The organism is Burkholderia anthina (assembly GCF_001547525.1).
Classification (GTDB): domain Bacteria; phylum Pseudomonadota; class Gammaproteobacteria; order Burkholderiales; family Burkholderiaceae; genus Burkholderia; species Burkholderia semiarida.
Window position 1 is genome coordinate 1541219 of sequence record NZ_LNJP01000003.1, and the last position, 25509, is coordinate 1566727.

28 protein-coding genes are annotated in these 25509 nt (G+C 68.4%); 16 read left to right on the forward strand and 12 right to left on the reverse strand.

Annotated elements, in window-relative coordinates; translation table 11 throughout:
• Positions 1-80: 80 nt before the first annotated feature.
• Entirely contained in the window at positions 81-740 is a 660-nt protein-coding gene (locus WS64_RS26940) for a glutathione S-transferase family protein (protein ID WP_059641414.1), read from the forward strand.
• A gap of 102 nt (positions 741-842) precedes the next feature.
• Here WS64_RS26940 and WS64_RS26945 read toward each other — a convergent pair whose 3' ends face one another.
• Positions 843-1535 carry a phosphatase PAP2 family protein gene (locus WS64_RS26945; protein WP_060968604.1) on the reverse strand — a complete coding sequence of 231 codons (693 nt, stop codon included), beginning with the start codon at positions 1533-1535 and terminating at the stop codon, positions 843-845.
• 426 nt (positions 1536-1961) lie between these two features.
• Positions 1962-3194 carry an MFS transporter gene (locus WS64_RS26950; protein ID WP_060968605.1) on the reverse strand — a complete coding sequence of 411 codons (1233 nt, stop codon included), beginning with the start codon at positions 3192-3194 and terminating at the stop codon, positions 1962-1964.
• 101 nt (positions 3195-3295) lie between these two features.
• Between WS64_RS26950 and WS64_RS26955 the strand changes: the two genes are divergently transcribed.
• Positions 3296-4279, forward strand: a complete 984-nt coding sequence (locus tag WS64_RS26955) for a LysR family transcriptional regulator (RefSeq protein ID WP_059581861.1) — start codon at positions 3296-3298, stop codon at positions 4277-4279.
• Positions 4280-4308: 29 nt separating this feature from the next.
• On the opposite strand, the gene WS64_RS26960 is transcribed toward WS64_RS26955, so the two are convergent.
• From WS64_RS26960 to WS64_RS26975, 4 genes are all read right to left on the reverse strand, one after another.
• Positions 4309-4947, reverse strand: coding sequence for a 2-hydroxychromene-2-carboxylate isomerase (locus WS64_RS26960; RefSeq protein WP_060968247.1), 639 nt, complete (start codon positions 4945-4947; stop codon positions 4309-4311).
• 106 nt (positions 4948-5053) lie between these two features.
• Positions 5054-5530, reverse strand: a complete 477-nt coding sequence (locus tag WS64_RS26965; RefSeq protein WP_059581866.1) for an SRPBCC family protein — start codon at positions 5528-5530, stop codon at positions 5054-5056.
• 119 nt (positions 5531-5649) lie between these two features.
• On the reverse strand, positions 5650-6135 hold the full coding sequence (locus tag WS64_RS26970; RefSeq protein WP_060968248.1) for an SRPBCC family protein: 486 nt from the start codon (positions 6133-6135) through the stop codon (positions 5650-5652).
• Complete coding sequence (locus WS64_RS26975; protein WP_059641423.1) at positions 6107-6472, reverse strand: ArsR/SmtB family transcription factor; 366 nt, start codon at positions 6470-6472, stop codon at positions 6107-6109. The genes WS64_RS26970 and WS64_RS26975 overlap by 29 nt, the downstream gene beginning before the upstream one ends.
• A gap of 204 nt (positions 6473-6676) precedes the next feature.
• Here WS64_RS26975 and WS64_RS26980 point away from each other — a divergent pair, with 204 nt between their 5' ends.
• Positions 6677-7207: a GNAT family N-acetyltransferase gene (locus WS64_RS26980; protein ID WP_059641426.1), complete on the forward strand. Its 531-nt coding sequence runs from the start codon at positions 6677-6679 to the stop codon at positions 7205-7207.
• Between the two features lie 268 nt (positions 7208-7475).
• Complete coding sequence (locus WS64_RS26985; RefSeq protein WP_060968249.1) at positions 7476-8054, forward strand: hypothetical protein; 579 nt, start codon at positions 7476-7478, stop codon at positions 8052-8054.
• A gap of 46 nt (positions 8055-8100) precedes the next feature.
• Here the strand turns inward: WS64_RS26985 and WS64_RS26990 are convergent, their stop codons facing one another.
• Complete coding sequence (locus WS64_RS26990) at positions 8101-8685, reverse strand: TetR/AcrR family transcriptional regulator (RefSeq protein ID WP_060968250.1); 585 nt, start codon at positions 8683-8685, stop codon at positions 8101-8103.
• A 345-nt stretch (positions 8686-9030) separates the two neighbouring features.
• On the opposite strand from WS64_RS26990, the gene WS64_RS26995 reads away from it, so the two are divergent.
• Positions 9031-9735, forward strand: coding sequence for an SDR family oxidoreductase (locus WS64_RS26995; RefSeq protein ID WP_060968251.1), 705 nt, complete (start codon positions 9031-9033; stop codon positions 9733-9735).
• Positions 9736-9793: 58 nt separating this feature from the next.
• Here WS64_RS26995 and fabV read toward each other — a convergent pair whose 3' ends face one another.
• Positions 9794-10996 carry an enoyl-ACP reductase FabV gene (fabV, locus tag WS64_RS27000; RefSeq protein ID WP_060968252.1) on the reverse strand — a complete coding sequence of 401 codons (1203 nt, stop codon included), beginning with the start codon at positions 10994-10996 and terminating at the stop codon, positions 9794-9796.
• Positions 10997-11157: 161 nt separating this feature from the next.
• On the opposite strand from fabV, the gene WS64_RS27005 reads away from it, so the two are divergent.
• The 6 genes from WS64_RS27005 to WS64_RS27030 all read left to right on the forward strand — a co-directional run bounded on the left by WS64_RS27005 (position 11158) and on the right by WS64_RS27030 (position 16719).
• Entirely contained in the window at positions 11158-11691 is a 534-nt protein-coding gene (locus WS64_RS27005) for a GbsR/MarR family transcriptional regulator (RefSeq protein WP_060968253.1), read from the forward strand.
• Between the two features lie 87 nt (positions 11692-11778).
• The gene (locus WS64_RS27010; RefSeq protein WP_060968606.1) at positions 11779-13101 is read left to right on the forward strand and encodes an SDR family oxidoreductase; all 1323 of its coding nucleotides are present in this window, start codon (positions 11779-11781) and stop codon (positions 13099-13101) included.
• On the forward strand, positions 13098-13568 hold the full coding sequence (locus WS64_RS27015; RefSeq protein ID WP_060968254.1) for a DUF2269 family protein: 471 nt from the start codon (positions 13098-13100) through the stop codon (positions 13566-13568). The genes WS64_RS27010 and WS64_RS27015 overlap by 4 nt, the downstream gene beginning before the upstream one ends.
• Before the next feature lie 90 nt (positions 13569-13658).
• A complete protein-coding gene (locus WS64_RS27020; protein ID WP_059641442.1) occupies positions 13659-14528 on the forward strand; it encodes a thiol-disulfide oxidoreductase DCC family protein in 870 nt (289 codons plus the stop codon).
• Entirely contained in the window at positions 14525-16024 is a 1500-nt protein-coding gene (locus tag WS64_RS27025; protein WP_060968255.1) for a TIGR01777 family oxidoreductase, read from the forward strand. The genes WS64_RS27020 and WS64_RS27025 overlap by 4 nt, the downstream gene beginning before the upstream one ends.
• A 71-nt stretch (positions 16025-16095) precedes the next feature.
• Entirely contained in the window at positions 16096-16719 is a 624-nt protein-coding gene (locus tag WS64_RS27030; RefSeq protein WP_059581890.1) for a glutathione S-transferase family protein, read from the forward strand.
• A gap of 81 nt (positions 16720-16800) precedes the next feature.
• Here the strand turns inward: WS64_RS27030 and WS64_RS27035 are convergent, their stop codons facing one another.
• Positions 16801-18222 (reverse strand): serine hydrolase domain-containing protein, encoded by a 1422-nt coding sequence (locus tag WS64_RS27035; protein WP_060968256.1) that lies wholly within the window; start codon positions 18220-18222, stop codon positions 16801-16803.
• Between the two features lie 230 nt (positions 18223-18452).
• On the opposite strand from WS64_RS27035, the gene WS64_RS27040 reads away from it, so the two are divergent.
• The 5 genes from WS64_RS27040 (at position 18453) to WS64_RS27055 (ending at position 22609) form a co-directional block, all read left to right on the forward strand.
• Positions 18453-18872, forward strand: coding sequence for an HIT family protein (locus WS64_RS27040; RefSeq protein WP_059581895.1), 420 nt, complete (start codon positions 18453-18455; stop codon positions 18870-18872).
• A gap of 253 nt (positions 18873-19125) precedes the next feature.
• On the forward strand, positions 19126-19290 hold the full coding sequence (locus tag WS64_RS35020; RefSeq protein ID WP_162838116.1) for a hypothetical protein: 165 nt from the start codon (positions 19126-19128) through the stop codon (positions 19288-19290).
• 156 nt (positions 19291-19446) lie between these two features.
• Complete coding sequence (locus tag WS64_RS27045; protein WP_060968257.1) at positions 19447-20106, forward strand: methyltransferase family protein; 660 nt, start codon at positions 19447-19449, stop codon at positions 20104-20106.
• Positions 20107-20482: 376 nt separating this feature from the next.
• Positions 20483-20923, forward strand: coding sequence for a hypothetical protein (locus WS64_RS27050; protein WP_059581902.1), 441 nt, complete (start codon positions 20483-20485; stop codon positions 20921-20923).
• 849 nt (positions 20924-21772) lie between these two features.
• Positions 21773-22609 (forward strand): bifunctional allantoicase/(S)-ureidoglycine aminohydrolase, encoded by an 837-nt coding sequence (locus WS64_RS27055; RefSeq protein WP_059581905.1) that lies wholly within the window; start codon positions 21773-21775, stop codon positions 22607-22609.
• Between the two features lie 80 nt (positions 22610-22689).
• Here the strand turns inward: WS64_RS27055 and WS64_RS27060 are convergent, their stop codons facing one another.
• The 3 genes from WS64_RS27060 to WS64_RS27070 all read right to left on the reverse strand — a co-directional run bounded on the left by WS64_RS27060 (position 22690) and on the right by WS64_RS27070 (position 25393).
• On the reverse strand, positions 22690-23103 hold the full coding sequence (locus WS64_RS27060) for a hypothetical protein (RefSeq protein ID WP_060968258.1): 414 nt from the start codon (positions 23101-23103) through the stop codon (positions 22690-22692).
• Between the two features lie 249 nt (positions 23104-23352).
• Positions 23353-24216, reverse strand: coding sequence for a S66 peptidase family protein (locus WS64_RS27065; RefSeq protein ID WP_060968259.1), 864 nt, complete (start codon positions 24214-24216; stop codon positions 23353-23355).
• Positions 24217-24598: 382 nt separating this feature from the next.
• Positions 24599-25393 (reverse strand): aminoglycoside phosphotransferase family protein, encoded by a 795-nt coding sequence (locus WS64_RS27070; RefSeq protein ID WP_060968260.1) that lies wholly within the window; start codon positions 25391-25393, stop codon positions 24599-24601.
• Positions 25394-25509 lie beyond the last annotated feature (116 nt).

Here is a 25509-nt window from a genome sequence, read left to right on the forward strand (position 1 = left end):
CGGCCCGGCGCCGTTCGTCGTCCAGGTATCCGATCATGTGGCGCCGCCTGACGCGGCGCCGAAACCCTGAGAGACCCGCGATGATGCCGACGCTTTACGCCCATCCCTTTTCGTCCTACTGCCAGAAGGTGCTGACCGCGCTGTACGAGAACGGTACGCCGTTCGACTATCGCGTGCTTGCGCACGACGATCCGAAGCCGATGCAGGAACTGGCCGCGCTGTGGCCGCTGAAGCGCTTCCCGGTGCTCGTCGACGCGGGCCGCACGGTGATCGAGGCGTCGATCATCATCGAGTATCTCGGCCTGGCGCATCCGGGCCCCGTGCGCCTGCTCCCCGACGATCCGCGCGCCGCGCTCGAGGTGCGGACGATGGACCGCTTCTTCGACAACTACGTGGCGACGCCGCAGCAGAAGGTCGTGTTCGACGCGCTGCGGCCGGAAGCCGAGCGCGATGCGCGCGGGGTGGCCGACGCGCGCGCGATGCTCGATACGTCGTACGCGTGGCTCGACAAGACGATGGCCGATCGCGAATGGGCGGCCGGCGATCATTTCAGCCTCGCCGATTGCGGCGCGGCGCCGTTCCTGTTCTACGCGGACTGGACGCACCGGATCGATCCGGCGTTCGCGAACGTGATCGCGTACCGCAAGCGCCTGCTTGCGCGGCCTTCGTTTGCGCGCGCGGTCGACGAGGCGCGGCCGTATCGTTCGTTCTTTCCGCTCGGCGCGCCCGATCGCGACTGACGGGCGCGGCCGTCGCACGGCGTGCCGCGGCCGCACAGGGCCGGCAGCGCGCGCCGGGGCGACGGAACGACAGCAGCAGCGGCAGCATCGCGCGCGTGCCCGTCACATCGTGCGCGTGGCCGACTGCGCGAGCGTCAGCAGTTCGTCGAACTGCGTGATCAACTCGAAGCACAGCAGGAACGCGAGCGTATAGGCCGGCGCGGGGAAGCGCCGGATCGTCTCCAGCACCCGCGGCGCGAAGCGCGAGCGGATCGCGTCGCGCGTCAGCAGCCACGCGATCGCGATGCCGATCGCGGCGCCCGCGATCAGGTCGGTCGGGTAGTGAAAGCCGAGATACGCGCGCGGCAGGCAGATGAATACGGCCGAATAGAGCAACGCGACGATGCCGACGCGGCGCGCGATGATGAAGATGCCGGTGGCGATCGCCATCCACAGCATCGCGTGATCGCTCGGAAACGAACTCCATGTCTGCAGGGTCGCCGCGCGCAGTCCGGCCGACGGGAAGTGCAGGTGCAGGTCGGGGTTGTAGATCGGCCGCACGCGGAACGGCAGCACCTGCGCGAGCACGCGGCCGACGGCGAGCGCGACGAGCCCGCTCGCGACGGTGGCGACGACCAGTTCGCGTTGCCGTTCGCGATGCGGGCCGGGCTGGAACCACAGCCAGCACAGCACGGGAACGAGCACGAAGCCCTTGAACGTGTAGAGGCCCGCGATCACGCGGATCGCGTGATTCATCAACGGGCCGAACGTCACGTGGGTGAGGAAGATCTGGATCGTGGTGTCGAAATCGTTCATGTCCTGTGCGACCCGGGCGGACGCGCAGCGCATGACGGGCGGCCGGCTGGATCGAAAAGCGCGCTCGCACGGAGCGCAACGGGGGGCAAGTATGTCACCCGTTATTTCGAAGAAAATGCGAAAAAATACCGGGATTCCCCTGATAAACCGGGGCTGTGTGGTGGGGCCGGATGGGCGAGCGCCGTGTGGTGCGGCAGGGTCGAATCGTCCGACGTTTGCGGGCGGCCATGCACGCGCGCTGGAAAAATATTTTGTTGAACTGGACAATTCGGCAGGACGGTGCGGACCTTGCGCCGAATGATTGATTGCCGTGCCGGAGTGGCGCGAATCTGCCGGGCGGCGCAGCGTCATGCGTGTGCCGATCAAAAAATAAAAAAGCTGGCAAGCCTCATCGGCCTGCCCGCCGGCGTGACGCGATGCGCGGCTTCAGTTGCGCCACACCCGCACGGCGAGCGCGGCCAGCGACGTCACGACGGCCAGCGCGGTCACCGCATTCCAGCCCAGTTGCGCGAGCAACGAACTGCCGATTGCCGCGCCCGCCGCCATCCCGATGAACATGCCGACGAACAGCACCGCGTTGAGACGGCTGCGCGACGCGGGATCGATCCGGTAGACGATCGATTGGTGCGCGATCAGCGTGGCCTGGACGCCGAGATCGAAGCCGATCGTCGCGAGCGCGAGCAGCACGAGCTGCGCATGCGGCGACATCAGCGGCGCGGCGGCCATCGACGCGAACGACACCGTCGCGATGCCGATGCCGATACGCGTGACGCGCTCGGGGCCGTGATGGTCGGCCAGACGTCCGGCGATCGGTGCGGCCAGCGCGCCGGCCGCGCCCGCGAGGCCGAATGCGCCGGCTGCCGCGCTGCCGAGATGGAACGGCGCACCGTGCAGCATCACCGCGAGCGTCGACCAGAATGCGCTGAACCCGACGGCCAGCAGCCCCTGGGCGAGCGCGGCGCGGCGCAGTGCCGAATGCTCGCGCCACAGCGCGCCGAGCGAGCCGATCAGCGCACGGTACGGCAGCCGCGTGGTCGGCTCGAAGCGCGGCAACCCGCGTGCGGCCACCGCGCCGATCACGGCGACGCTGGCGGCCGCGAGCGCGAACATCGCGCGCCAGCCGGCCGTTTCGGCGACGAATCCGGCCACGACGCGCGACAGCAGGATGCCGAGCAGCAACCCCGTCATCACGGTGCCGACGATGCGGCCGCGATGCGTGTCGTGTGCGAGCGTGGCGGCGGCCGGCACGACGTCCTGCGCCATCGTCGCGGCGAGGCCGATCGCGAAGCTCGCCGCGAGCAGCAGGCCGAGCGACGGCGCGACGGCGGCCAGCAGCAGCGCGACGACCAGCGCGGCGGCCTTGGTCACGATCACGCGGCGCCGGTCGAAGCGGTCGCCGAGCGGCGCGAGCAGCAGGATGCCGAGCGCATAGCCGAGCTGCGTGAGCGTCGGCACGAAGCCGATCGCCCGCGCCGACGCGCCGAGATCGGGCGCGAGCGCGCCGAGCATCGGCTGCGCGTAGTAGAGCGGGGCGACGCCGAGGCCGGCGGCGGCCGCGAGCAGCAGCACGAGCCGGCGATCGGGCATCGAATGGGCAGCCGGGCGGGCCGGGGCATGCGCCACGCGGGGCGCGGCATCGAGACGGGTCGGGGTGGACATCGCGTACATCCTCGGTTGAAGAAAGGGTTGGACGCGAGTGTGGCGGTACTCGGCGGACGACGGTAGTGCCGCCTTGCGCACATTTGTTATACGCTCCACGAATGACCGAAAAATCTCCTCCCTCTCGCGCTGCTGGCGGATCTCCGCGCGTTCAGACGGTGCCGGTGAACGGTGCGGGCTATCGCTTCGAACTGATGGAAACCTTCGTGCGCATAGTCGAGGCCGGCAGCCTGTCGGCGGCCGCCGTGCAGCTGCATACCACGCAGCCGACGATCAGCCGCCGGCTGCAGGCGCTGGAAAGTTCGCTCGGCATGCGGCTGCTGCAACGCACGACCCATACGATGCGGCTGACCGTCGACGGCGAGCGGTGCTTCAAGCAAGCGAAGGAGCTGCTGGCGAGCTGGGCGGCGTTCGAGGCCGATTTGCGCGGCGCGCAGGAGGAGCCGGACGGGCTGCTGCGCGTCGCGGTGCCGCACGCGTTCGGGCAGCAGCGTTTCGTTGCGCCGCTCGCGCAGTTCCTGCGCGACTATCCGCGCGTGTCGGTCGAGTGGCTGCTGCAGGACGAGGTGCGCGATTTCGTCGGCAGCGGCATCGATTGCGCGATCCAGGTCGGCGAGCCCACCGATCCCGGCGTGGTCGCGATCCGGCTGACGAAGGTGCCGCGCTTCGTGGTCGCCGCGCCGTCCATATTGAACGGCGCCGACGTGCCGGCCGATCCGGACGCGCTCGCCGCGCTGCCGTGGCTCGCGTTGCGCACGTACTACCGCAACGAGCTCGCGCTGACGCATGCGGCCACCGGCGACACGCGGCGCATCGCGATCCGCCCGCGCATCACGACCGCGAACCTGTATGCGCTGCGCAGCGCGGCGCTGCTGGGCGTCGGCGCGTGCGTCGGATCGTCGTGGATGCTCGCCGACGATCTCGCGCGCGGCGATCTCGTGCACCTCGCCCCCGAATGGGAGGCCGCGTCGCTGCCCGTCTACCTGACTTATCCGCATGCGCAGTTCTATCCGTCGCGGCTCGTGCGGTTCGCCGCGATGATGCGCGAGGCCGTGCCGGCGCTCGTCGAAGGGCGCGACGGCTGAAGGAAGGCGGCCCGGGTGGCGGTACGCCGTCAGCCCCGCCGGATCCCTTCGGGCAGCGCGCTGATGCGGCGCACTTCAGGCGAATCGAGCCACGCGCGCGACGTCGCGCAGTCGACGAACATGTCGGTCGCGTCCTCGCCCCAGAACAGGTCGCCGTCGAGCACGAAGGTCGGCACGCCGAACACGCCGTCGGCGATCGCGCGATCCGTGTTCGCGCGCAACGCGTCCTTGACCGGCTGGGCTTCGACGGCCGTCACGCCTTCCGGGAAGCCGACGGCTTCGCACAGCGCGGCGAAACCTGCCGGCGTCGACACGTCCTCGCCGTCGCGCCAGATATGCCGGAAGATCCGCTGGATCGCGTCGCGTGAGCCGCCCATCGCGATCGCGAGGCGCAGCGGCTTGATCGGATTGAACGGGTGCGCGGGTGGCATCCGGAACGCAATGCCGAGCTTGTCCGCGCGGTATTGCGCATGCCGATAGGTGAACACGCGTTTGGCCGCAATCTCCGCCGGCGCTTTCTGGCCCCAGTGCGTGAGCAGCGCACCGAGCACGATCGGCCGCGGCTCGAACGCGGCGGCGGGCGGCAACCGGTCGAACTGTTCCTGTTGCAGGTAGGCGAACGGCGAAACGAAATCGAAATACCAGCTGGCGGTGCGCGGAGCGTTCATCGCGGGAGTCTCCTCGGGCGGATCCGGTTGTCGGTTGCACGGCAGTGTCGCACGCGGCGGCGTTTTGCGCCGCAGCACCGCCTTTCGTCACCGGAATGAACGACCGCTAAGCGGCTTCCACCAGCGCCGCGAGCTTCGCCAGCGCCATCTGCCAGCCGGTCTCGTTGTCGGCGGCCGGCACGCCGGGCGGTATGCCGTCGTGCACGGCGTCCACGCGCGTGCCGCCCGCTTCGTCGGACAGCGTGATCGTGATCGTCATCGCGCCGCGCAGCATCGGGTCGTCGGTTTCGAATACGTCGATCTCGACGATCTGCTGGTCGGGCACCAGCGTGACGAAGCGGCCGTGATAGGTGTCGGTGCGCGCGGTGGTCTTGCCGGTGCCGGCCGATGGCGCGTCGTAGCTCAGCGACACCCGCAGCGCGCCGCCTTCCCGTGTGTCGTACGCGTGTACGCGGCACGTCATGCCGTCGGGCACTTTCCATTGCTCGACCGCGTGCGGGTCGAGCAGCGCGCGATAGACGCGCCCGCGCGGCGCGTTCAGGTGCCGGCTGACCCGGGTCGAATGCGTGTGCGTGTGCAACATGTCGCCTCCCGCGAAGCGTGCGAGACGGTGCACGCCGGCGCCCGGCGTGTCGTCATGCTTCCTTCAGGAATCCTAGGCGCGGGCGCGGCGGCATGCAATGACCGCACGCGAAGCGGCGCTCAGCGCAGCGTGGCGGCAAAGGCGTCGAGCTGCGTGATGCAGGTGTTCCAGCCCTCGAAAAAGCCGAGCGCTTCGTGGCGCTCGCGCGTCGCGGCGTCGGGGTGCATCACGCGCGCCTCGTAGCGGCTGCCCGCGTCGTCGTCGGCCATCGTGACGATCGCCGTGAAGCCGAGCCACGGCGTCTGCGGCCGCCAGCCGCCCGCGAGCATCGACGTGAACGCGATGCGCGATTCCGGCACGATGTCGAGGAAGCAGCCGGGGTTGTCGCTCGTGCCGCCGTCGGGGCCGCGCATGAACGTATGGAAGGCGCCGCCCGGCCGCAGGTCGAACGCGCGTACCTCGGTGGTCCATGGTTTCGGGCACCACCATTCCTTCAGCAGTTCCGGGTCGGTCCATGCGCGCCACAGCGCGCGGCGCGGCGCGCGCAACGTGCGCGTGATGACGAGATCATTGGCTTCAGCGGGTTCGACGTGGCTGGCTGACATCTTGCTCCTCCTGGTGACGGCGTTCGACGAATTCGACGAGACGATCGGATCGCGCTTCCCACTGCGCGCGCTGCGCGGCGAGCCATGCCTCGGCCTCGGTCAGCCGGCTGCCGACCAGCGCGCAGGTGCGCGAACGACCGGCTTTCCGGGTCGCCACGAGGCCGCTGCGCTCGAGCACGGCGAGGTGCTTCATGAACGACGGCAGCGCCATGTCGAATGGCGCGGCCAGCGCGGAGACGGTCCGCTCGCCCTGGCCGAGCGCGCCGACGATCGCGCAGCGCGTCGGATCGGCGAGGGCGTGGAACACGTCGCTGATGCCGGGTTGAAAGTTATCCATTTGGCTAAGTGTAGGCGATGTGGCCATCGGTGCAACGACAATTTTCGTCGCGTACGATGATGGGGCGGTAACGCGCGCCGACCGGGCGCCGCGTTGCCGGACGCCTGCCGTCGTCGCGCGTGCCGCGACGCCCGGCCCGCGTTCGTTCCGATTGGGGCCCATGCCGAACCCGCGCGTGCGGCCCACCTGACTACCGGAGAGGGCATGACCGAACCTGTTACCGTTCGCCGCGTCGGCGCAAGCGAAGCGATGGCCTGCGTCGATGCGCTGGCCGACGTGCTGATCGATTGCGTCGAAGGCGGCGCGTCCGTCAGCTTCATGTTGCCGATCGAGCGGGCGACCGCCGTCGCGTTCTGGACGCGTGTGGCCGAGGGCGTCGCGAACGACGAGCGCATCCTGCTTGTCGCCGAGGATGCGTCCGGCCGGATCGTCGGCACCGTGCAGATCGTGACCGCGCAGCCCGAGAACCAGCCGCATCGCGCGGACATCGCGAAGATGCTCGTGTCGCGGCATGCGCGCCGGCAGGGCGTCGCCGCGCGACTGATGGCGGCGGCCGACGCGGCCGCGCGCGACGCCGGCAAGACCGTGCTCGTGCTCGACACGGTGACGGGCGGCGACGCCGAGCGGCTGTACGAGCGGGCCGGCTGGCAGCGCGTCGGCGTCGTGCCGAACTATGCGTTGATGCCCGACGGCGCGCCGTGCGCGACGACGTATTTCCACAAGCAGCTCGCGTAACGGCCATCGTCATGCATCCGGCCGCGCCGGCGCCGTTGTTCGCCATGCGTGCGGCCGGTGTCGTTGCGCCGATCGCGCCCGCGTGGCTCGCTGCCGGGTGGCGCCGCCGCACGCTGGTGCCGTGGCGGAGCCGGTGTCGCCGATGCGGGCGCGCGTCGCGTGACGGGTGTGGCCTGTGAGAAAAGCGCCACCGCGCGCGGCCCCCGGTCCGATATAGTCGCGTGCACGCAGCAAGACGCCCACCACACGTCACGAAACCGCCGCCTCGATGAAACGCTCCCACGCCGCTTTCGCCCTCACGGGCCTGCTCGTCGCGCTGCCGATCGCCGCGTATGCGCTCGTCAAGCCGCTGCGCGTCGTCGCGCCCGCGCTGATCCCCGGCGTGTCGTGCCCGAGCACCGACATCTGCGCGGACGATGTCGCGAGGCTCGGCGAGGCGCGGCAGCTCTATCACGACGGCTACGCGCGCGCGGCGGCGACCGTCGGCGCGTTCCGCGCCGCACCGCGCGTCGTGTTCTGCGCGACCCGCACGTGCGCCGATGCGTTCGGCCTCGGCACGCGCGCGGCGCTGACGCTCGGCGATTTCGGCGTGGTGATCGCGCCGCGCGGCTGGCAGACGTACTTTCTCGCGCACGAGCTGATCCACCACCGGCAGGCCGAAGTACTCGGCAACCTGGCCGTCCTGACCAAACCGCGCTGGCTGATCGAAGGGATGGCGTATTCGCTCAGCGACGATCCGCGCCATCCGCTGGCCGAGCCGTTCGAATCGTGGCGCACGCGGTTCGCCGCGTGGAATGCGGCGCGCGGCGCGCAGCCGCTGTGGGACGCCGCGCGGGCGATCGAATAGCGCGACAAGAACGCGGACGCCGCGCCGGGGCGCGCGCCGCCAGCGCTCAATTCGACGTGGCCGACTCGCCGCGTCGGCTGGTCAGCGTGTCCCGCCCCGCGTCGAGAATCTCGTCGGCCAGCGCCGGATCGGTGCCGGCGATCGCGCGCGACAGCACGAGCGCGCCGACCATCTGGCTGAAGACCGCGAGCGCGTCGCGACGCGTCTGCGCGGGCGTCGCGCCTTCGGCCGCCACCATCCGTTCCAGCCGATCGAGATACGCGGCGAGGCCGTGCGCATAGCACGCGCGCGCCGCATCGGTCAGCCGCGGCGCATCGCCCGCGAAGCCCGACAGCGGGCAACCGGCCTCGACGTTGTCGCGATGCGCGGACGACAGATACGCGGCCACCTGCGCGTCGAGACTGCCGGCATTCGGTGAATCCGCGCGGTCGCGCATCGCCTTTTCCATCACTTCGGCGACCAGCGCGTCCTTCGACTTGAAGTGGTTGTAGAAGCCGCCCTGTGTGAAGCCGGCTTCCTTCATCAGTTCCGTCAGCCCCACGGCGTCGACGCCGCGCACGCGGAACAGCCGCTCGGCGGCCGCGACGATCGCGCTTCGGTTCTCGGCAGCCTGCTGTCTGGACACGCCCATCGATCTCTCCCTGATTTCCTGTTCGATCGCGTCGATTGAAAAACACAATGGTGATCGCCATTGACATGGCCATGTGGCGAGAACACAATGCACCGCAAAGACAATGGTGATCAACATTGACATCGAGTGTAGCCGACTGGGCGGATCGTGGCAAAGCCACAGCGGGTACACCGGATGGCAACGGGTCAGCGTCTTTGGCGCCGTGGGGCGTGGGTCGCGGCCGGCTTGCCGTCGGCGGCGCGCCGCGGCGCCACGGTTCGACAGGCAACGACAGTCTCGTTTTTACCCGGATCTCACGCGCGGCGAGCCGGCGCGCGGGCGATTCATCACGCGAAAGGACGCATCATGAAAATCGAAGGTGCAGTGGTGTTCATCACGGGCGCGAACCGCGGGCTGGGGCTCGAGTTCGCGAAGCAGGCGCTCGAACGGGGCGCGCGGAAGGTCTATGCGGGCGCGCGCGATCCGGCCAGCGTGACGCTGCCGGGCGTGGTGCCCGTGAAGCTCGACGTGACCGACCCCGCGGCGGTCGCCGCAGCGGCCGAGGCGGCGCGCGACGTCACGCTGCTGATCAACAACGCCGGCATCGCGCGGCTCGGCAGCCTGACCGACGAGGGCGCGCCCGACGCATTGCGCGCGCACCTGGAGACCAACGTGTTCGGGATGCTGGCGATGTCGCGCGCGTTCGCGGGCACCCTGGCGGCCTACGGCGGCGGCGCGATCCTGAACATCCTGTCGGTCGCGAGCTGGGTGAACCGGCCGATCCTGTCGAGCTACGGCGTGTCGAAATCGGCCGCATGGGCGTTGACCAACGGGCTGCGCCATTCGCTGCGCGAGCAGCGCACGCAGGTCGTCGGGCTGCATGCCGGCTTCATCGATACCGACCTGACGGCCGGCCTCGACGTGCCGAAAGCCACGCCGGCCGACGTCGTGCGGCAGGCGTACGACGCGATCGAAGCGGGAGCGGAGGAAGTGTCGACCGACGAGTTCACGCGGCAGGTGAAGGCCACGCTGTCGTCGGGCGTCTATCTGGAAGAACCGGCGCCGCGTTGACGCCGCCGGTCGTGCGAACCCGCCGCCCGCGCAGTGAGCGCGGCGGCGGGTCGTGCCGTCAGACCGTGGTGTCGATGATGCCCGGGATCTTCACGTCCGGGTTCACGTCCGCGTCGTAGTCGACCCCGGCGATCTCGAAGCCGAACAGGCGCAGGAACTCGGTCTTGTAGCCCGCGAAGTCCGTCGTCTCGTACAGGTTCTCGTTCGTGACCGTGTCCCACATCGCGACGACCTTCTGCTGCACCTGCGGATCGAGTTCCTTGTAGTCCGCGCGCAGGCGGCCTTCCTCGTCGACATGCGGCGTCGCGCCGTACAGGCTGTCCTTCAGGAGCCCGTACACCTGCTCGATGCAGCCTTCGTGCGTGCCCTTCTCCTTCATCACCTTGAACAGCAGCGACAGGTACAGCGGCATCATCGGGATCGCCGAGCTGGCCTGCGTGACGACCGCCTTCAGCACCGACACGCGGGCGTCGCCGCCGTGCGCGGCCAGCTTGTCGCGGATCGACAGCACCTTCTTGTCGAGATCCTTCTTCGCTTCGCCGATCGAGCCGTTCCAGTAGATGTCGTGCGTGATCTGCTCGCCGAGGTACGTGAACGCCGTGGTCTTCGCGCCGTCGGCCAGCACGCCGGCTTCGGCCAGCGCGTCGATCCACATCTGCCAGTCCTCGCCGCCCATCACCGCGACGGTGCCGTCGATCTCTTCCTGCGTCGCCGGCTCGAGCGACACTTCGCGGATCACTTCCTTGTCGGTGTCGAGGCCGCGGAACGTGACCGACTTGCCGACGGGCTTGAGCGTCGAGCTGATCGTTTCGCCCGTCTTCGGATGCGTGCGGCGCGGGGCCGCAAGGCTGTAGACGACCAGATCGACCTTGCCGAGATCCTGCTTGATGGTGTCGATCGTGACCTGCTTGACCTTGTCGGAGAATGCGTCGCCGTTGATGCTGCGCGCATACAGCCCCTTTTCGGCGGCGAATTTCTCGAACGCGGCGCTGTTGTACCAGCCGGCCGTGCCCGGCTTCGTCTCGCTGCCTGCGCGCTCGAAGAACACGCCGAGCGTGTCCGCGCCCGAGCCGAATGCGGCCGAGATCCGGGCGGCGAGGCCGTAGCCGGTCGACGCGCCGATCACGAGCACCTTTTTCGGGCCATTGGCGATCGGGCCGTGCGAAGTCACGTAATCGATCTGTTCCTTGACGTTGGCTTCGCAGCCGACGGGATGAGTCGTCACGCAGATGAAGCCACGCACGCGCGGTTTGATGATCATGGGAGAACCTCTAGTCAGAAAGGCGGGGACGGCCTGAAATCGGAAAAATCCCGCGCATTGTAAAGGAAGCGGCCGATCGCGGGCGGGGCGGCCGGAAGGCGCGCGATCGGCCGGTTATTTCTCTCTTGACAGAAATAACTGAAAAAACTAAATTCCCCACCATGGAACTCACACCGATTGCCGAACGATTCATTCTCCACTGGGGCGAAATGGGCTCGCGGTGGGGCGTCAACCGTACTGTCTCGCAGATTCACGCGTTGCTCTACCTGGCCGGACGGCCGGTGGCAGCAGACGAAATCGCCGAGACGCTGAACGTCGCGCGCTCCAACGTCAGCACGAGCCTGAAGGAGTTGCAGGCGTGGCGGCTCGCGAAGGTCGTGCACGTGCTGGGCGATCGCCGCGACCACTTCGAGACGTCGACCGACATCTGGGAGTTGTTCAAGCTGATCGTCGAAGGGCGGCGGCAGCGCGAGATCGAGCCGACGCTCACGATGCTGCGCGATTGCCTCACGAGCCCGGAGATCGCGAACGAGAGCCGCGAGACCGAACAGCGCATCCGCGACACGCTGCAGTTCGTCGAGACGCTGACGACCTGGTCGGACGAGATGCTGAGGCTCAAGCCCGATACGCTGATGAAGGCGCTCGGCATCGGCGCGAAGATCAGCCAGACGGTCCGGCGCAAGCCGTCGAAGTAAGCGGTAACGGAGAGCGGGCACGCAGCCCGCTTTTTTCGGGGTTGTTATTTCTGTCGTTACAGAAATAACTGTAAATAAAGGATGAACATGAACGCAGTCTTGCCGTCGACCTGCCCGCCCGAGCGTTCCGGCGCACGCGGCATGACCGTGCTCGTGTGCGGCGCGAACGGCTTCATCGGGCGGGCGCTGTGCGCGCAGCTCGAAGCGGGCGGGCATCGCGTGCTGCGCGGCGTGCGTCACGCGGCCGGCCCGCACGACGTCGCGATGGACTTCGTGCGGGACGTCGATCCGCAAGCATGGCTTGCGCGGCTGAACGGCGTGGACGTGGTGATCAACGCGGTCGGCATGCTGGCCGATCGACGCGGCGCGACGCTCGACGCCGTGCATCGCGCCGCGCCGTGCGCGCTCTTTAGCGCATGCTGCCGCGCCGGCGTACGGCGCGTGATCCAGATCTCGGCGCTCGGCGTCGAGCGCGGCGATACGCGGTACTTCGCGAGCAAGCAGGCGGCCGACCGCTTCCTGCAGACGCTGCCGGTCGACTTCCGCATCGTGCGCCCGGCGCTCGTCTACGGGGCGGCCGGCGCATCGGCGCGGTTTTTCCGGATGCTCGCGAGCTTGCCCGTGCACGTCCTGCCGGCGGGCGGCCGTCAGCGGCTGCGCCCGGTGCATGTCGAAGATCTCGCCGAAGTCGTGGCGCGGCTCGTGATGGAGCCGGCCGATTCGCCGTCGGCGGCGGGCCGCCGCGTGATCGACGTGGTCGGCAGCGACGAAGTCGAATACCGCGAGATGCTGGCCGGCTACCGCGCCGCACTCGGATTTCCGCCGGCGGCCCGCGTGACGCTGCCGGGCCCGCTCGTCGGCGCGGCGGCCGCACTGCTCGGCGCGTTGCCGGGGGCGATGCTGACGCGCGACACGTGGACGATGCTGCGTGGCGGCAACACGGGCGATCCGGCTGCCACCGCGGCCGTGCTCGGGCGGCCGCCGCGTGGTATCGGCAGCTTCATCGGCGCGGAAGCCGCCGCGCTGCGCCGCGACGCGCTCGCGATGTGGCGGCGTCCGTTGCTGCTGGGCGCGCTCGCGATCGTGTGGATCTGGACGGCGATCGCGAGCGCCTTCATCCATCCGCTGGACGCAAGCCTCGCGCTGCTGGCGCCCGCGCATCTGACGGGGCTGCCCGCGCTGATCGCGCTTTACACCGCCAGCGCGCTGGACTTCGCGCTCGGCATCGCGACCGTCGTCGCGCCGTCGCGGCGCCTGTGGGCCGTGCAGGCGGCGCTGATCGTCGCGTACTCGGCGGTCATCGCGGTCACGATGCCCGGCCTGCTGGCCGAACCGTTCGGCCCCGTGCTCAAGAACGTGCCGATTCTCGCCATCCTGTTGATCCTCTTTTCAGAAGAAGAACGCGCATGAACACCTATCTCGTCATCAAGGCGCTTCACATCCTGTCTTCGGTGCTGCTGGTCGGCACAGGGTTCGGCACCGCGTTCTACCTGTTCTTCGCGAACCGCACGCGATCGGTGCCCGCGATCGCCGCCGTGTCGCGGCTCGTGGTGCGCGCGGACTGGTGGTTCACGACGCCGGCCGTGATCTTCCAGCCGGCGTCCGGGTTGTGGCTCGCGCATACGGCCGGGTGGCCGTGGCATACGCCATGGCTGCTCGCGTCGATCGTGCTGTACGCGGTCGCCGGCGCGTGCTGGCTGCCGGTCGTGTGGTTGCAGCTCGAACTGGCGGCGATGGCGAAGCTCGCGCACGCCAACGGCGACGCCGCGTTGCCCGAGCGCTACTGGCGCTATGCGAAGCGCTGGGAACTGCTCGGTTATCCGGCGTTCTTCGCGATGCTGACCGTGTACTTCCTGATGGTGGTCAAGCCGATGTAAGCCTGTCGCCGTTGCGCGGAAGCGGCGGCGTACGCGGGAAAGCAGTCGATCGATTCATGATGCTTGCGATAACAAAAAGGAGTGCGAAGCATGAATGCCAATGAGCTGGTGCTGTACTTCGACGGGCGATGTCCGTTATGTGTCGCGGAAATCCGGCGTCTCGGCGAGCGCGATGCGCGACACCGGCTGGCGTTCGTCGACATCGCGGAGCCGGGCTTCGATCCGGCGCCGCTGGATGTCGACTTGCCCGCGCTGAATCGCGAGCTGCATGCGCGCTTGCCCAACGGACGCATGCTGACCGGCATCGACGGCATCGCGGCCGCCCATGCGCTGGTTGGGCGTCGCTGGTTCGCCTGGCTGCTTCGCGTGCCGGCGATGCGTGCCGTGTTCGCGCCGCTGTATCGCCGCCTCGCACGCAACCGGTATGCCGTATCGCGCTGGCTCGGGTATCGCGCGCAAGCCTGCTGCGAAGGCGGCGCGTGCAGCACGGGCAGCAACGCCGAAAGCGCGGCGGCGAATCGCCCGCCGCGCGACACTCCGCGCTGCGCCGTCGTGCGCTGGATGTACGCAGCCGCGATCGCGCACCTGCTCGTCGGCGCGGCCATTCCGTGGATTGCCGGCGCATCGTGGCTCGACGCCTATCACCGCGGCATCGAGTGGCATTTCTGGTCGACAGCGGCGCCCGAAGCCGCGCGCGCCCAGCAGGTCTGGTGGATGTCGCTGCTCGGCGCGACGGTACAGTGCGCGGCGGTCTGGATGCTCGCGCTCGTCCATCTCGGCAACCGGTCGAGTAAACGGGAAGTGTGGGGCTGGCTGCTGGCCGGCCTGTTGATCTGGGCGCCGCAGGACATGCTGTTGTCGTGGCAGGCGCAGGTGTGGGGGCACGTGGCGATCGACGTGGCCGCGCTCGTCGCGATGGTGCCGCCGCTGGTCTGGTTGTGGAGGAGGGATACCGCATGAACACGTTGCCTGCTTTCGACTGGGCGCTCAACCTGCTGATCGTGCAGGGCGCGATGGGCGCATTCGATACGCTTTACCACCACGAACTCACGCAAGACCTGCCGCACAGCCCGCGCGCGCGGCTCGAACTGGCGATTCATGCGGTGCGGTCCGTGCTGTACGGCCTCGTGTTCGCGTCGATCGCGAACGTCGCGTTTCACGGCGCGTGGGTCGCGGCGCTCGCGATGGTCGTGCTTGTCGAAGTGGGGCTGACGTTGTGGGATTTCGTCATCGAGGACCAAAGCCGCAAGCTGCCCGCGACCGAGCGCGTGCTGCATACGCTGCTGGCCGTCAACGGCGGCGCGTTGTTCGGGATGATCGCGATGCAACTCGCCGTGTGGGCGCACGAGCCGACCGCGCTGCAGCCGATCGACCTCGGCTGGCGCGGCGGATTGCTCAGCCTGTTCGCGGTCGGCGTGACGGTGTCGGGCGTGCGCGACGGGATTGCCGCGTGCCGCATCGCGCCACGCGCGCCGGCTGCCAACCCGTTCGCGGGGCAGCGGCCCTGCAATGTGCTGGTCACTGGCGGGACCGGCTTCATCGGCGAAACGCTCGTGAACCAGTTGCTCGATGCAGGACATACGGTCACGCTGCTGGCGCGCGATCCGTTGCGTGCGGCTTACTTGTTTCAAGGCCGCGTGCGCAGCGTGACGTCCGTCGACCAGTTGCAGCCGCACGAGCGTTTCGACACGGTGATCAATCTCGCCGGCGCGCCGGTGCTGGGCGCACGCTGGAGCAAGCGCCGGCAGGCGCTGCTGCTCGCCAGCCGCGTCGGCGTCACGCAGGCGCTGATGCGCTGGGTCGAGACCGCCGAAGTCAAGCCGCGTACGTGGATCCAGGCGTCGGCGATCGGCTACTACGGCGTGCGGCCGGGCGACGAACGGCTCGACGAGGGCAGCAGTACCGGCACCGGCTTCATGTCCGAGCTGTGCCGGCAGTGGGAGCAGTCCGTGCAACCGCTCGAGCGCCACGGCGTGCGCGCGGTGGTGCTGCGGCTGGGCATCGTGTTCGGCCCGGGCGGCGCGTTGCGCCCGATGCTGCTGCCGCATTACTTCGGGCTCGGCGGACGATTCGGCGACGGCGCGCAGGTGATGAGCTGGATTCACCGCGACGACGTGTTGCGGATCGTCGCGCGCGCGATGTCGAACACGGGCATGCGCGGCGTCTACAACGCGGTCGCCCCGATGCCGCTGACCCAGCGCGCGTTCGTGCAGATCGTGACGAAGGTGCTGCGCCGCCCCGCGTTTGTGCACGTGCCGGCGGCACCGCTGCGCGCCGCGATGGGCGAGATGGCCGAGCTGCTGCTGGACGGGCAGCGCGTGGTGCCGGCACGGCTGCATCAGGACGGATTCATGTTCCGCTTCCCGACGGCCGAGCACGCGCTGCGCGACCTGACGAATCGGCCGCACACCGGTTTCGCGCCCGCGGCCTGCCATTTCCCGCGAGGTCGTGTATAAATTCGGCGTGACCGCGTTCGGCGCGTGCCGTGCGTGCCGAACGTTCGCACCCGACCTCACAAGGAGCCTGCATGCTGCAAGTCCTCGGCAAGATTCCGTCCATCAACGTCCGCAAGGTGCTGTGGCTGTGCACCGAACTGAACCTGCCGTTCGAACAGGAAGACTGGGGCGCGGGCTTTCGCACGACCCACGATCCGGCCTATCTCGCGCTGAATCCGAACGCGCTCGTGCCCGTCATCAAGGACGACGACTTCGTGCTGTGGGAATCGAACACGATCATCCGCTACCTCGCGAACCGCTACGGCGGCGACGCGCTGTATCCGGCCGAGCCGCAGGCGCGTGCGCGCGTCGACCAGTGGATCGACTGGCAGGGCTCCGACCTGAACCGCTCGTGGGTCGGCGCCTTCCTCGGCCTCGTGCGCAAGTCGCCCGATCACCAGGATCCGGACGGCATCGCGCAGTCGATCGCGGGCTGGACGACGCACATGCGCGTGCTGAATGCGCAGCTCGAAAAGACCGGCGCGTACGTGGCCGGCAACACGTTCACGCTCGCGGATATCCCGATCGGCCTGTCGGTGAACCGGTGGTTCGGCACGCCGTTCGAGCATCCGGACCTGCCGGCGGTGTCGCGCTACGTCGAACGGCTCGCGACACGCGAAGGCTTCAAGCAGTACGCGGGCAGCGCGAATCCGTAATGCGGCGCAGGTAGCGCTTGAAGCGGCGGTATTGCCTTCGTCGCCGCTTCACGACCGATTCACCGACGCACCTGCCCGTCGTCACGCACCGGGCGTTGGCACCGCGTCGAGCACGCGCGCGAGAAACGCCTCGTGATTCCACGCGGCTTCCGGCCGCGACAGGCCGAGCCGCACGACCACCAGCTCGCGGCTCGGCACCACGCTCACGAACTGGCCTTCATGGCCGACCGCGTGAAACGCGTCGGCCGGCATCGCGCGCGCATGCGGATCGCGATCGTTGAACGGCTCCGGCACCTTGACCCACAGCTGCGCGCCGAATTCTTGCCGCGGTGACTGTGGCGTTGCTCGCGTCAGATAGCGCACCCAGCCTTCGGGCAGCAGCCGCTGCCCGTTCCACACGCCATCCTGCAGCAGAAGCTGCCCGAAGCGCGCCCAGTCGCGGGCACTCGCATACATGTACGACGCGCTGACGAGCGTGCCGGACGCATCGGGCTCGAACACCGCGCTGCGCATCCCGAGCGGCGCGAACAGCGCGCGGCGCGGAAACGCGAGGTAGTCGGCGTCGTTGCCGCCCAGCGCTTCGCGCATCACGCGCGCGACGATCGCGCTCGTGCCGCTCGAGTACGACCACTGCGCGCCGGGCGTCGCGGCAAGCGGCTTCGCCGACGCGAACCGCGCGGTATCGGGCTGCGTGAACAGCATCACCGCGACGTCGGAGAGCGGATCGTCGTAGTCCTCGTTGAATCGCAGGCCGCTCGTCATCCGCAGCAGCTCGTCGAGCGTGATGGCCGCACGCGGATCGCCGCTGCCGCGCCATTCTGGCAGCAGTGCCGACGCGTCGGGCGACAGCCTGTGCCGCGCGACCAGCGTGCCGACCAGCGCGGCCGTGACGGTCTTCGTCATCGACCAGCCCGGCAGCGGCGTGGCGGCCGTGAAGCCGGGCGCGTAGCGTTCGGCGATCACCTGGCCGCGCCACATCACGACGACCGCGCGCGTGCGCCGCGGCCGCGCCGGATCGGGTTCGTCGAACGCGCGGTCGAGCGCGGTCTGGAGCTTGTGCGTGTCGATGCCGGCGGGCGGCGTGGCCGGTGCGGGCGGGTCGGGTTGCGCGGGCGGCGGATCGGGAAGGGCCGGCAGCGCGGCGGGCAAGGTGGCCGCCGCCGCACCGGCCGTGGCCCCGAGCGCGAGCGTGCAGCCGAGCCCGGGCCGGAAGTCGGCTTCGCGTTCGGCGAAGCCGGCGAAGGTCGCCACGGCGCGACGATGGTCGGGATCGAGCGACGGGCGCACCAGTTTCAGCAGCGGATGGACGCCGGCCATGATGTCGACGTCGATCACGGATGCGGCCGGACGGCCCGATACGAACACGCCGGAACACAGCGCCTTGGCCGCATAGCCGGTCGCGATCGGCGCGAGCCGGGACAGCATGTAGCCCGTATAGCCGATCGCGGCCACGAACACGAGCGCGACACCGCGCAGTATCGGCTTCTTGAGGGGGATCGTCATGCGCGAGCGTCCTCGGTGGCGTGCCGGCCGGCATCGATGCGGCAGTGTCGCAGGTTCGGGCGATGCGGTGCAATCGCTGCCGTGTGACGCATGATGACCGCCGCGTGTCCGACGGCTCGGCCGGCGTCGCGCATCGGGCGAGTTGATATCGGGTCGGCCGTCGGCCGATAATCGTCCGGCATTGCGCTTTGCTCTGCCCGTCCCACTGTCCAACCGAGATCGGAAACGCCATGTCCTACGACAACAACAACCCGTTCGCCAAAATCCTGCGCGGCGAACTGCCGTGCGTGAAGGTCGCCGAAGACGACGCGACGCTCGCGATCATGGACCTGATGCCGCAGGCCGACGGTCACGTGCTCGTGATCCCGAAGGAGCCGGCCGCGCAGATCTTCGAGTTGTCCGGCGACGCGGCCGCGGCCGGCATCCGCATGACGCAGCGCGTCGCGGCGGCGGTGCGCGCGGCGCTCGAGCCGGACGGCGTGTTCATCGGCCAGTTCAACGGCGCGGCAGCCGGCCAGACGGTCCCGCACGTGCACTTCCACGTGATTCCGCGCTGGGAAGGCGTCGAACTGCGGATGCATGCGCGCGAGATCGCCGACGCGGCGACGCTCGAAGCGCTCGCGCAGCGCATTCGCGCGCGCTTCGTGTAACAGCCCGGCCACCGTCGGCGCGGCGCCCGCCCACCGGCCGGCCGCCGCGCCTCCCGAGCCTGTTTCGGCGGTCACACCACGTAACACGTGTAACCGCCCGGGAAACTCGCGCGGCCAGGCCCGGCGCTAGACTGCGCGCATTGTTTCATCGAGCGACAGGAAGGGCGAATCGCCTCTTCGTGCCGGCCGCCGCGTTGTGCTGCGGTGGGGCCTTCGCGAGGTGTCGTTCGTCTTTCGCGCCGGGAATCGAGCCATGTCCAGACTTCTCATCACGCTTGCCCTGATCGGCGGCCTGTCCGGCTGCTACGTCGCGCCGCCGTACGGCTACGCGCCCGCGCCGGCCTATTACGGTTATGCGCCCGCGTACTACGCGCCGCCCGTCACCGTCGGCATCGGCGGCCACTTCCACATCCGCTGATCCGTTGCAGCGCGCCGGCCCGAGCTATACCGGCTCGGCCGGCTGCGGTCGGCCGGCCGATGCACGCGAGTTCGCGCGCCGCATGACGGTGCCGCCCGGCGCGCGGGGCGCGCAGTTCCTATACTTCACAGGAAAGCGCATCCCCGCGAGGCCGTCATGACAGTCACCCCGAAGGTCGTCGTCCTGTCGGGCGTATCTACGCTCGTCTATCTCGGGCTCGCCGTGCTCGGCAGCGGCGGGTTCGCTGCGTTCTTCTCGCACCCGCAGCTGATCGTCATCGTCGTCGCGACGTTCGCGATGGCCGTCGCCGCGCTGTTCAGCGAAGGCAACCTGAGCAGCGGCGAGCGCGAGAATCGCGACAACCGTTGGGTGCTCGCGGCCTTCGCGGTAAGCGGCTTCCTGCTCGCGTACCTGCCGGCGCTGACCGACCGGCTCGACGTCTGGACCTTCGGCGGCGAGACGGTGCGCTGGATCGGCGTCGCGCTGTACCTCGTGGGCGGCGGGCTGCGCATGTGGCCCGTGTTCGTGCTCGGCAAGCGCTTCAGCGGGCTCGTCGCGATCCAGCCGGGCCATACGCTCGTGACCGGCGGCATCTACAGCCGCATCCGCAATCCGAGCTATCTCGGCCTCGTCGTCAATTCGCTCGGCTGGGCGCTGGCGTTTCGTTCGGGTGTCGGCGTGCTGCTGGTCGTGCTGACGCTCGTGCCGCTCGTCGCGCGAATCCGCTCGGAAGAGACGTTGCTGCGTTCGCAATTCGGCGCGGAATACGACGCGTATTGCGCGCGGACGTGGCGATTGCTGCCCGGCGTGTACTGACCCCGCCATCTTCCTCCTGACCGTCGTTCGGATGCCCGTTTTCGGCATGTGCCGATGTGTTGCCACGTGTGTCTCGAACGGACGAGCGCGTGCCTGACCGACGTGTCGCAACGCGGGGCCGGACCCTTGCCGGAATCAATACCGGCAAGGGTTTCAGCCGGATGGGCGGGCGCGTTCAACGTCCGTTATTCGACAACAACTTGTTACCAGAATGTCCACGGCAAGGATGCGGGACCGGTGCTATTCTTCGCCGCAAGCTCATTGAAATGAATTGGTCCACGGTTCGGCACAATGCCTGGCCCGATGTCGATCGATTCAGGTCGTCGTACCGAGCGGACCTCGATAACCAGAATTGCGAACAAGGAAGAATACGGGAATGTGGAAGAAAATCGCCCCCACTCTCGTCGTCGCCGTGCTGACCGGCGCGACTGCACTGCCGGCCGTGGCCGGTGACTTGAACAATGCGCTCGGCGGCGCGCTCGGCGGGGTTGCCGGCGCAGCGGTCGGCGGCGCGGTTGGCGGCAGCACGGGCTCCGTCATCGGCGGCGCGATCGGCGGCGGCGCGGGCGGCGCGGTGACGTCGAACCGTCGCGAGCGCACCGGCGCGATCATCGGCGGTGCACTCGGCGGCGGCGCGGGTACCGCGGCAGGCAACGCGATGGGCGGTCGCACGGGCGGCCTGCTGGGCGCGGCGGTCGGCGGCGGCGCCGGCGCGGCGCTCGGCGGCAACCTGTCGCGCAGCTCGTACGATCGCGATCACGGCGACCGCGGCTACCGTCATCACCGCAAGCATCGTCACCACCGCGACTGGGACTGATCGCCGCTGGCGCGGCACGGTGCGCGAGCCGCGCACCGGCGCGCCGCCGGCGTCGGCACCCGACGCGGGCCTCGGCCCGGCACGCCGCCGGGCCGCTTCGCCGGCCAGACCGGCGATCCTCCTCCGGCTTCATCAGCCGCTGCCATGTGCCCGGTCGACGGGCCGGCAATGCTCCTTCCGCTGTTTTTCTCCGTTTCTCGACGACACCCGTTGCCGCATCCGAATGTGCTCGGACAGGGTCGGCCGGATGACATCTGCTTTTCCTTCGACCCGTCGGCTCGTTCCAGCCTGACGTGACGGTCTCCGTGCGGCCCTCGCGCCGCGATCCGCTGCCGCACACGTAATGACCTCCTTCGCCGCGCCACGGGTAACGGGATGCATCGAGACCAGCGCGTGTCTCCCCGCGTTGCCGCACCGGCGCATCGCGCGAACATCGCATCCGTCAGGATTTCCCTGATGGTCGGCACACCGCGCAACGCGTCCCCGCCGTGCATTGGGGCGCCGGCGGGTAGTGGGAAATCGAATGGATGGCATCGCAACATTTAATTGGTCGATCGGGATCGACTTCGCTATCGTCGGCGATGCTCGCGTACGGAGTCGAACCGTGCGGCCGTCCGCACCTCGCCTGATCGCGAGCGCCGCGGCGCGGCCGCCGGCCCGACCACCCGGGCCGCCGCGTCGCTGAACCGGACGACCCGCCGCGAAGCCTGGCCGACCGATCGAAGGCGCATGCGCTTTCAAGCCACCCCGGCAACGATGTCCCGCCGCCGCACGCGCACTCCACGCGCATGCGAACCGCCCGATGCCGTTTGCGCCTGGGGCCGGACCAACCCATTGCCTGGATGCACTATGTCTAAGACAACGTATTACGCGCCGCATGGCGGCCACCCGCCGCAGACGGATCTGCTGACCGATCGCGCGATGTTCACCGAGGCGTACGCGGTGATCCCGAAGGGAGTGATGCGCGACATCGTCACGAGCTGGCTGCCGTTCTGGACCCACACGCGCCTGTGGGTGATCGCGCGCCCGCTGTCGGGTTTCGCGGAAACCTTCTCGCAGTACATCGTCGAAGTGAATCCGGGCGGCGGCAGTGACAAGCCCGAGCAGGACAAGCACGCCGAAGCCGTGCTGTTCGTCGTCGAAGGCGAAGCCGAGCTGACGCTGCAAGGCAAGCAACACACGCTGAAGCCGGGCGGCTATGCGTTCATTCCGCCGGGTGCGGACTGGACGCTGCACAACGTCAGCGATGCCGCGGTGCGTTTCCACTGGATCCGCAAGCACTACCAGGCCGTCGACGGCATTCCGCTGCCGGAAGCGTTCGTGACGAACGAGCAGGACGTCGAGCCGATTCCGATGCCGGGCACCAACGGCGCATGGGTGACGACGCGCTTCGTCGACATGAGCGACATGCGTCACGACATGCACGTGAACATCGTGACGTTCGAGCCGGGCGGCGTGATCCCGTTCGCCGAAACGCACGTGATGGAGCATGGCCTGTACGTGCTGGAAGGCAAGGCCGTCTATCGGCTGAACCAGGACTGGGTCGAGGTTGAAGCCGGTGACTTCATGTGGCTGCGTGCGTTCTGCCCGCAGGCGTGCTATTCGGGCGGGCCTGGGCGGTTCCGTTATCTGCTGTACAAGGACGTGAACCGTCACATGAATCTGACGCTGAACCCGGCGCGCTGAAGCGCCGCGCACGTCGGACATGAAAGCCCGCCGGTGTTTTGCCGGCGGGTTTTTTTTCGGGGGCTTCGTGGGTTAGAAAGTCAGCGGACAAGCTGTCCGACAACGCGAGCCCACATCGCCCGAAGGCGTCGCGCGCGGTCTTCGAAGAGATATGAGGCCGCAAGCGCCAGGAGACCTGAAATCGCACCCGTCACGATGTGCTCGAGATAGGGAATACGGTAGTGACTCGTGTGCGAGTAGGCGTCGCCCAACGTCGTCAGGACGCCGACGACCAGCGCGTTGCCGTATCGATGCGCGTAGAGTTTCGCCACAGGCGTGAAAGTCAGAAGTAAAGCCAGGAGCCCTGTCAGCAGACCCGTATGAAAGGCGATAGTCCAGTGGGCAAGGCTCATGACGTTTCCCCAGCTCCCTGGCATGCAGGTCATGCACGCACTGGTCGGCTGCCAGAAACGCTGGACGAAGAGTCTGACGCGGTGCTTCCACTTGGTTGACATGATGCGTTTCCGTCGATGTCGTCGCCACGGCCGGCGTCGCCGCACGTAGGTGGGGCGGGCTGTGCGCATGACGTCGATGGCGATCACCCCATCCTCCATTGGCCTTCCCCCGCAAGTCGAAAGAACCTCTATTAGCACTGCCTCGCTGAATTGTCGCCGATTCCGGCATCGGTGCCAGTGACCGCTCCGGGCCGAATCCCGTCCGCCGCCCGACAATCGACGATCGGACAGCATGTGCGAAGGGCACAGCTATCGCAGCAATATGCTCCCGCGGATCTCGGCAGGCCGTCCAACCACCCACGACAGATTGCGCTGACCATGACCCACGGGAAGGCCCCCGTAGATTGGGGCGCCGAGCGGCGCCAGCGCGTCCAGCAGAACGTCCGTGAGTAAGTAGTCGGCCCCGGCTGGCAACGGGCAGCGGATGAAGTCGCCGAGCACAATCGCGCGTGCGCCATCGAGGATACCGGCGTGACGCATCGTCATGATGCTGCGGTCAATGCGGTATGCAAGTTCAGTAACGTCCTCCAGAACGACAATCGAGTCGCGAAATCTCGGCTGCCAACGGCTGCCGGCCATGCTCGCGAGTACCGTGAGATTGCCGCCGACAAGCGGCCCTTCGATCGAATCAGCCGACCCATGCAGACGTTCGAGTGGCAGTGGCGTCGGCGGGACCCCGGTGAGCGCACCCAGAACGCTGAGGCGCGACTCCTCGTCAACTTTCGTCGCGAGGCCGTTGAGCGTCGGCCCGTGAATTACGTCGATGCCGGGAATCTGCCGCAGCGCGCAGAAAAGCGCGGTCGCGTCGGAGAAGCCGATCACGGTTTTCTTTCGGGGCACGGTAGTGGGCAGCGCGGGCAGCACATGCGTAGAGCCATAGCCGCCGCGTGCGATCCAGACGATATCGACTGCCGGGTCTGACAACGCCGCAAGCAGATCGTCGATACGATCCTGATGAGATCCCGCGAGATACCGGAACCGGTCAGCTACGTGCGCGCCCACAGAGACGGAAAATCCCCAACTTTCCAGCAGCGACACGGCCAGCGCCAGGTTATCCCTGTCAGGAATGCCCGCCGGCGCCACGACGGCCACCCGCTTACCTTGCTCTATCACGTCGGTTGCTCCATTGTTTCACCGGTCGCCGGCGCCAAGCATTTGAGCGGAACGTTGCCGCGCGCCAACCAGAGCCCGCCTCCGCATTGAAAGCAGAAATCGTTGCGTCTTGCCTACCTCTTGCCGCTTCTGACGCAACGATTGTCGCGAACGGCGAGCCGCGAGCCGCCGTATGCACGAGACATCATGCGACCCGCAAGCTTACGACATGCGCCCCCGTGAAGTGGCAATGCAACCCGATTCACGCCTTTATCAGCCTGACGCCGATTGTCGACGATTCAGGCGCTGAGGTCGAGTAGCCGTTCCTGGCCGAATACCGGTGGTCTTCGCAGCTTTCCTGCGGAAATCCGCGATGAGCTGGTTTCATCGCCGATGCGTATCGCTACAGCCCGAGCGCACCCGCCGCAAGCATCGCAACCTGCAGCCGCGTGTCGGCCGGCTGGCCGTCTTCCATCAACCACACGGCCGACAGCCCGGCCCACGCGAGAATCCATTGCAGCAGCCGACGCGAGTCAAGCTGCGCGGCATCCGCCACGACCACGACACGCCGCTCGAAACGCACCGGATCGACCGCGATGTCATGCGCAGGATTACAGAACAGGTTCGCGTAATCGAACGTGCGCTCGCCGCGCAGCCCTTTCGGGTCGATCGCGCGCCAGCCGCGATCGCCGAAATGAAGAATGTTGTCGTGGTGAATGTCGCCGTGCAGCACGACTTCGTCGACGGAAGGCTCGGCGAGCAACTGGCGAGCGACCGCCGCCGAGCCGCGCAGTGCGTCGTTATCGACATCGTTCGACAGCAGCGCGTAAAACCAGTCATGCAGCGGCACCACCCGCGGCACCTGCGGCGCACGATGCGCGTGCAGCCGCGCGACGACGTCGCACGCGATGCGCATCGTGTCGTCGTCGTGGCCCGCGGCCGACAATGCGGCGAGCGTCGGCGTCGGCTGCGCGCGCTCGAGCAGGATCGCGTCGCCGTCGTGCTGCCACACCTGCGCGGCGCCTTGCCCGTTCCACCAGGCCATCAGCGCATTGCCGCGCCGCTCTTCGTCGCACGTCGCGACTTTCAGCATCGCGGGCCGCGCGTGGCAGACGACCGGCAGCAGGCCGCCGCTCGCGGTCAGGATCGGGCCGCCGTCGGGAACGAGGCCCCACAGGTCGAGGTATCGATCGAACATCCGACGATGGTACAAGCGAACCGGCTCGCGCGCCCGGCACACTCGGGCGCAACGACATGCCGCAAACCCGCATGCACGGTGCGAGCGGCCTCCAAAGCGCTTTCCTAAATAAAATT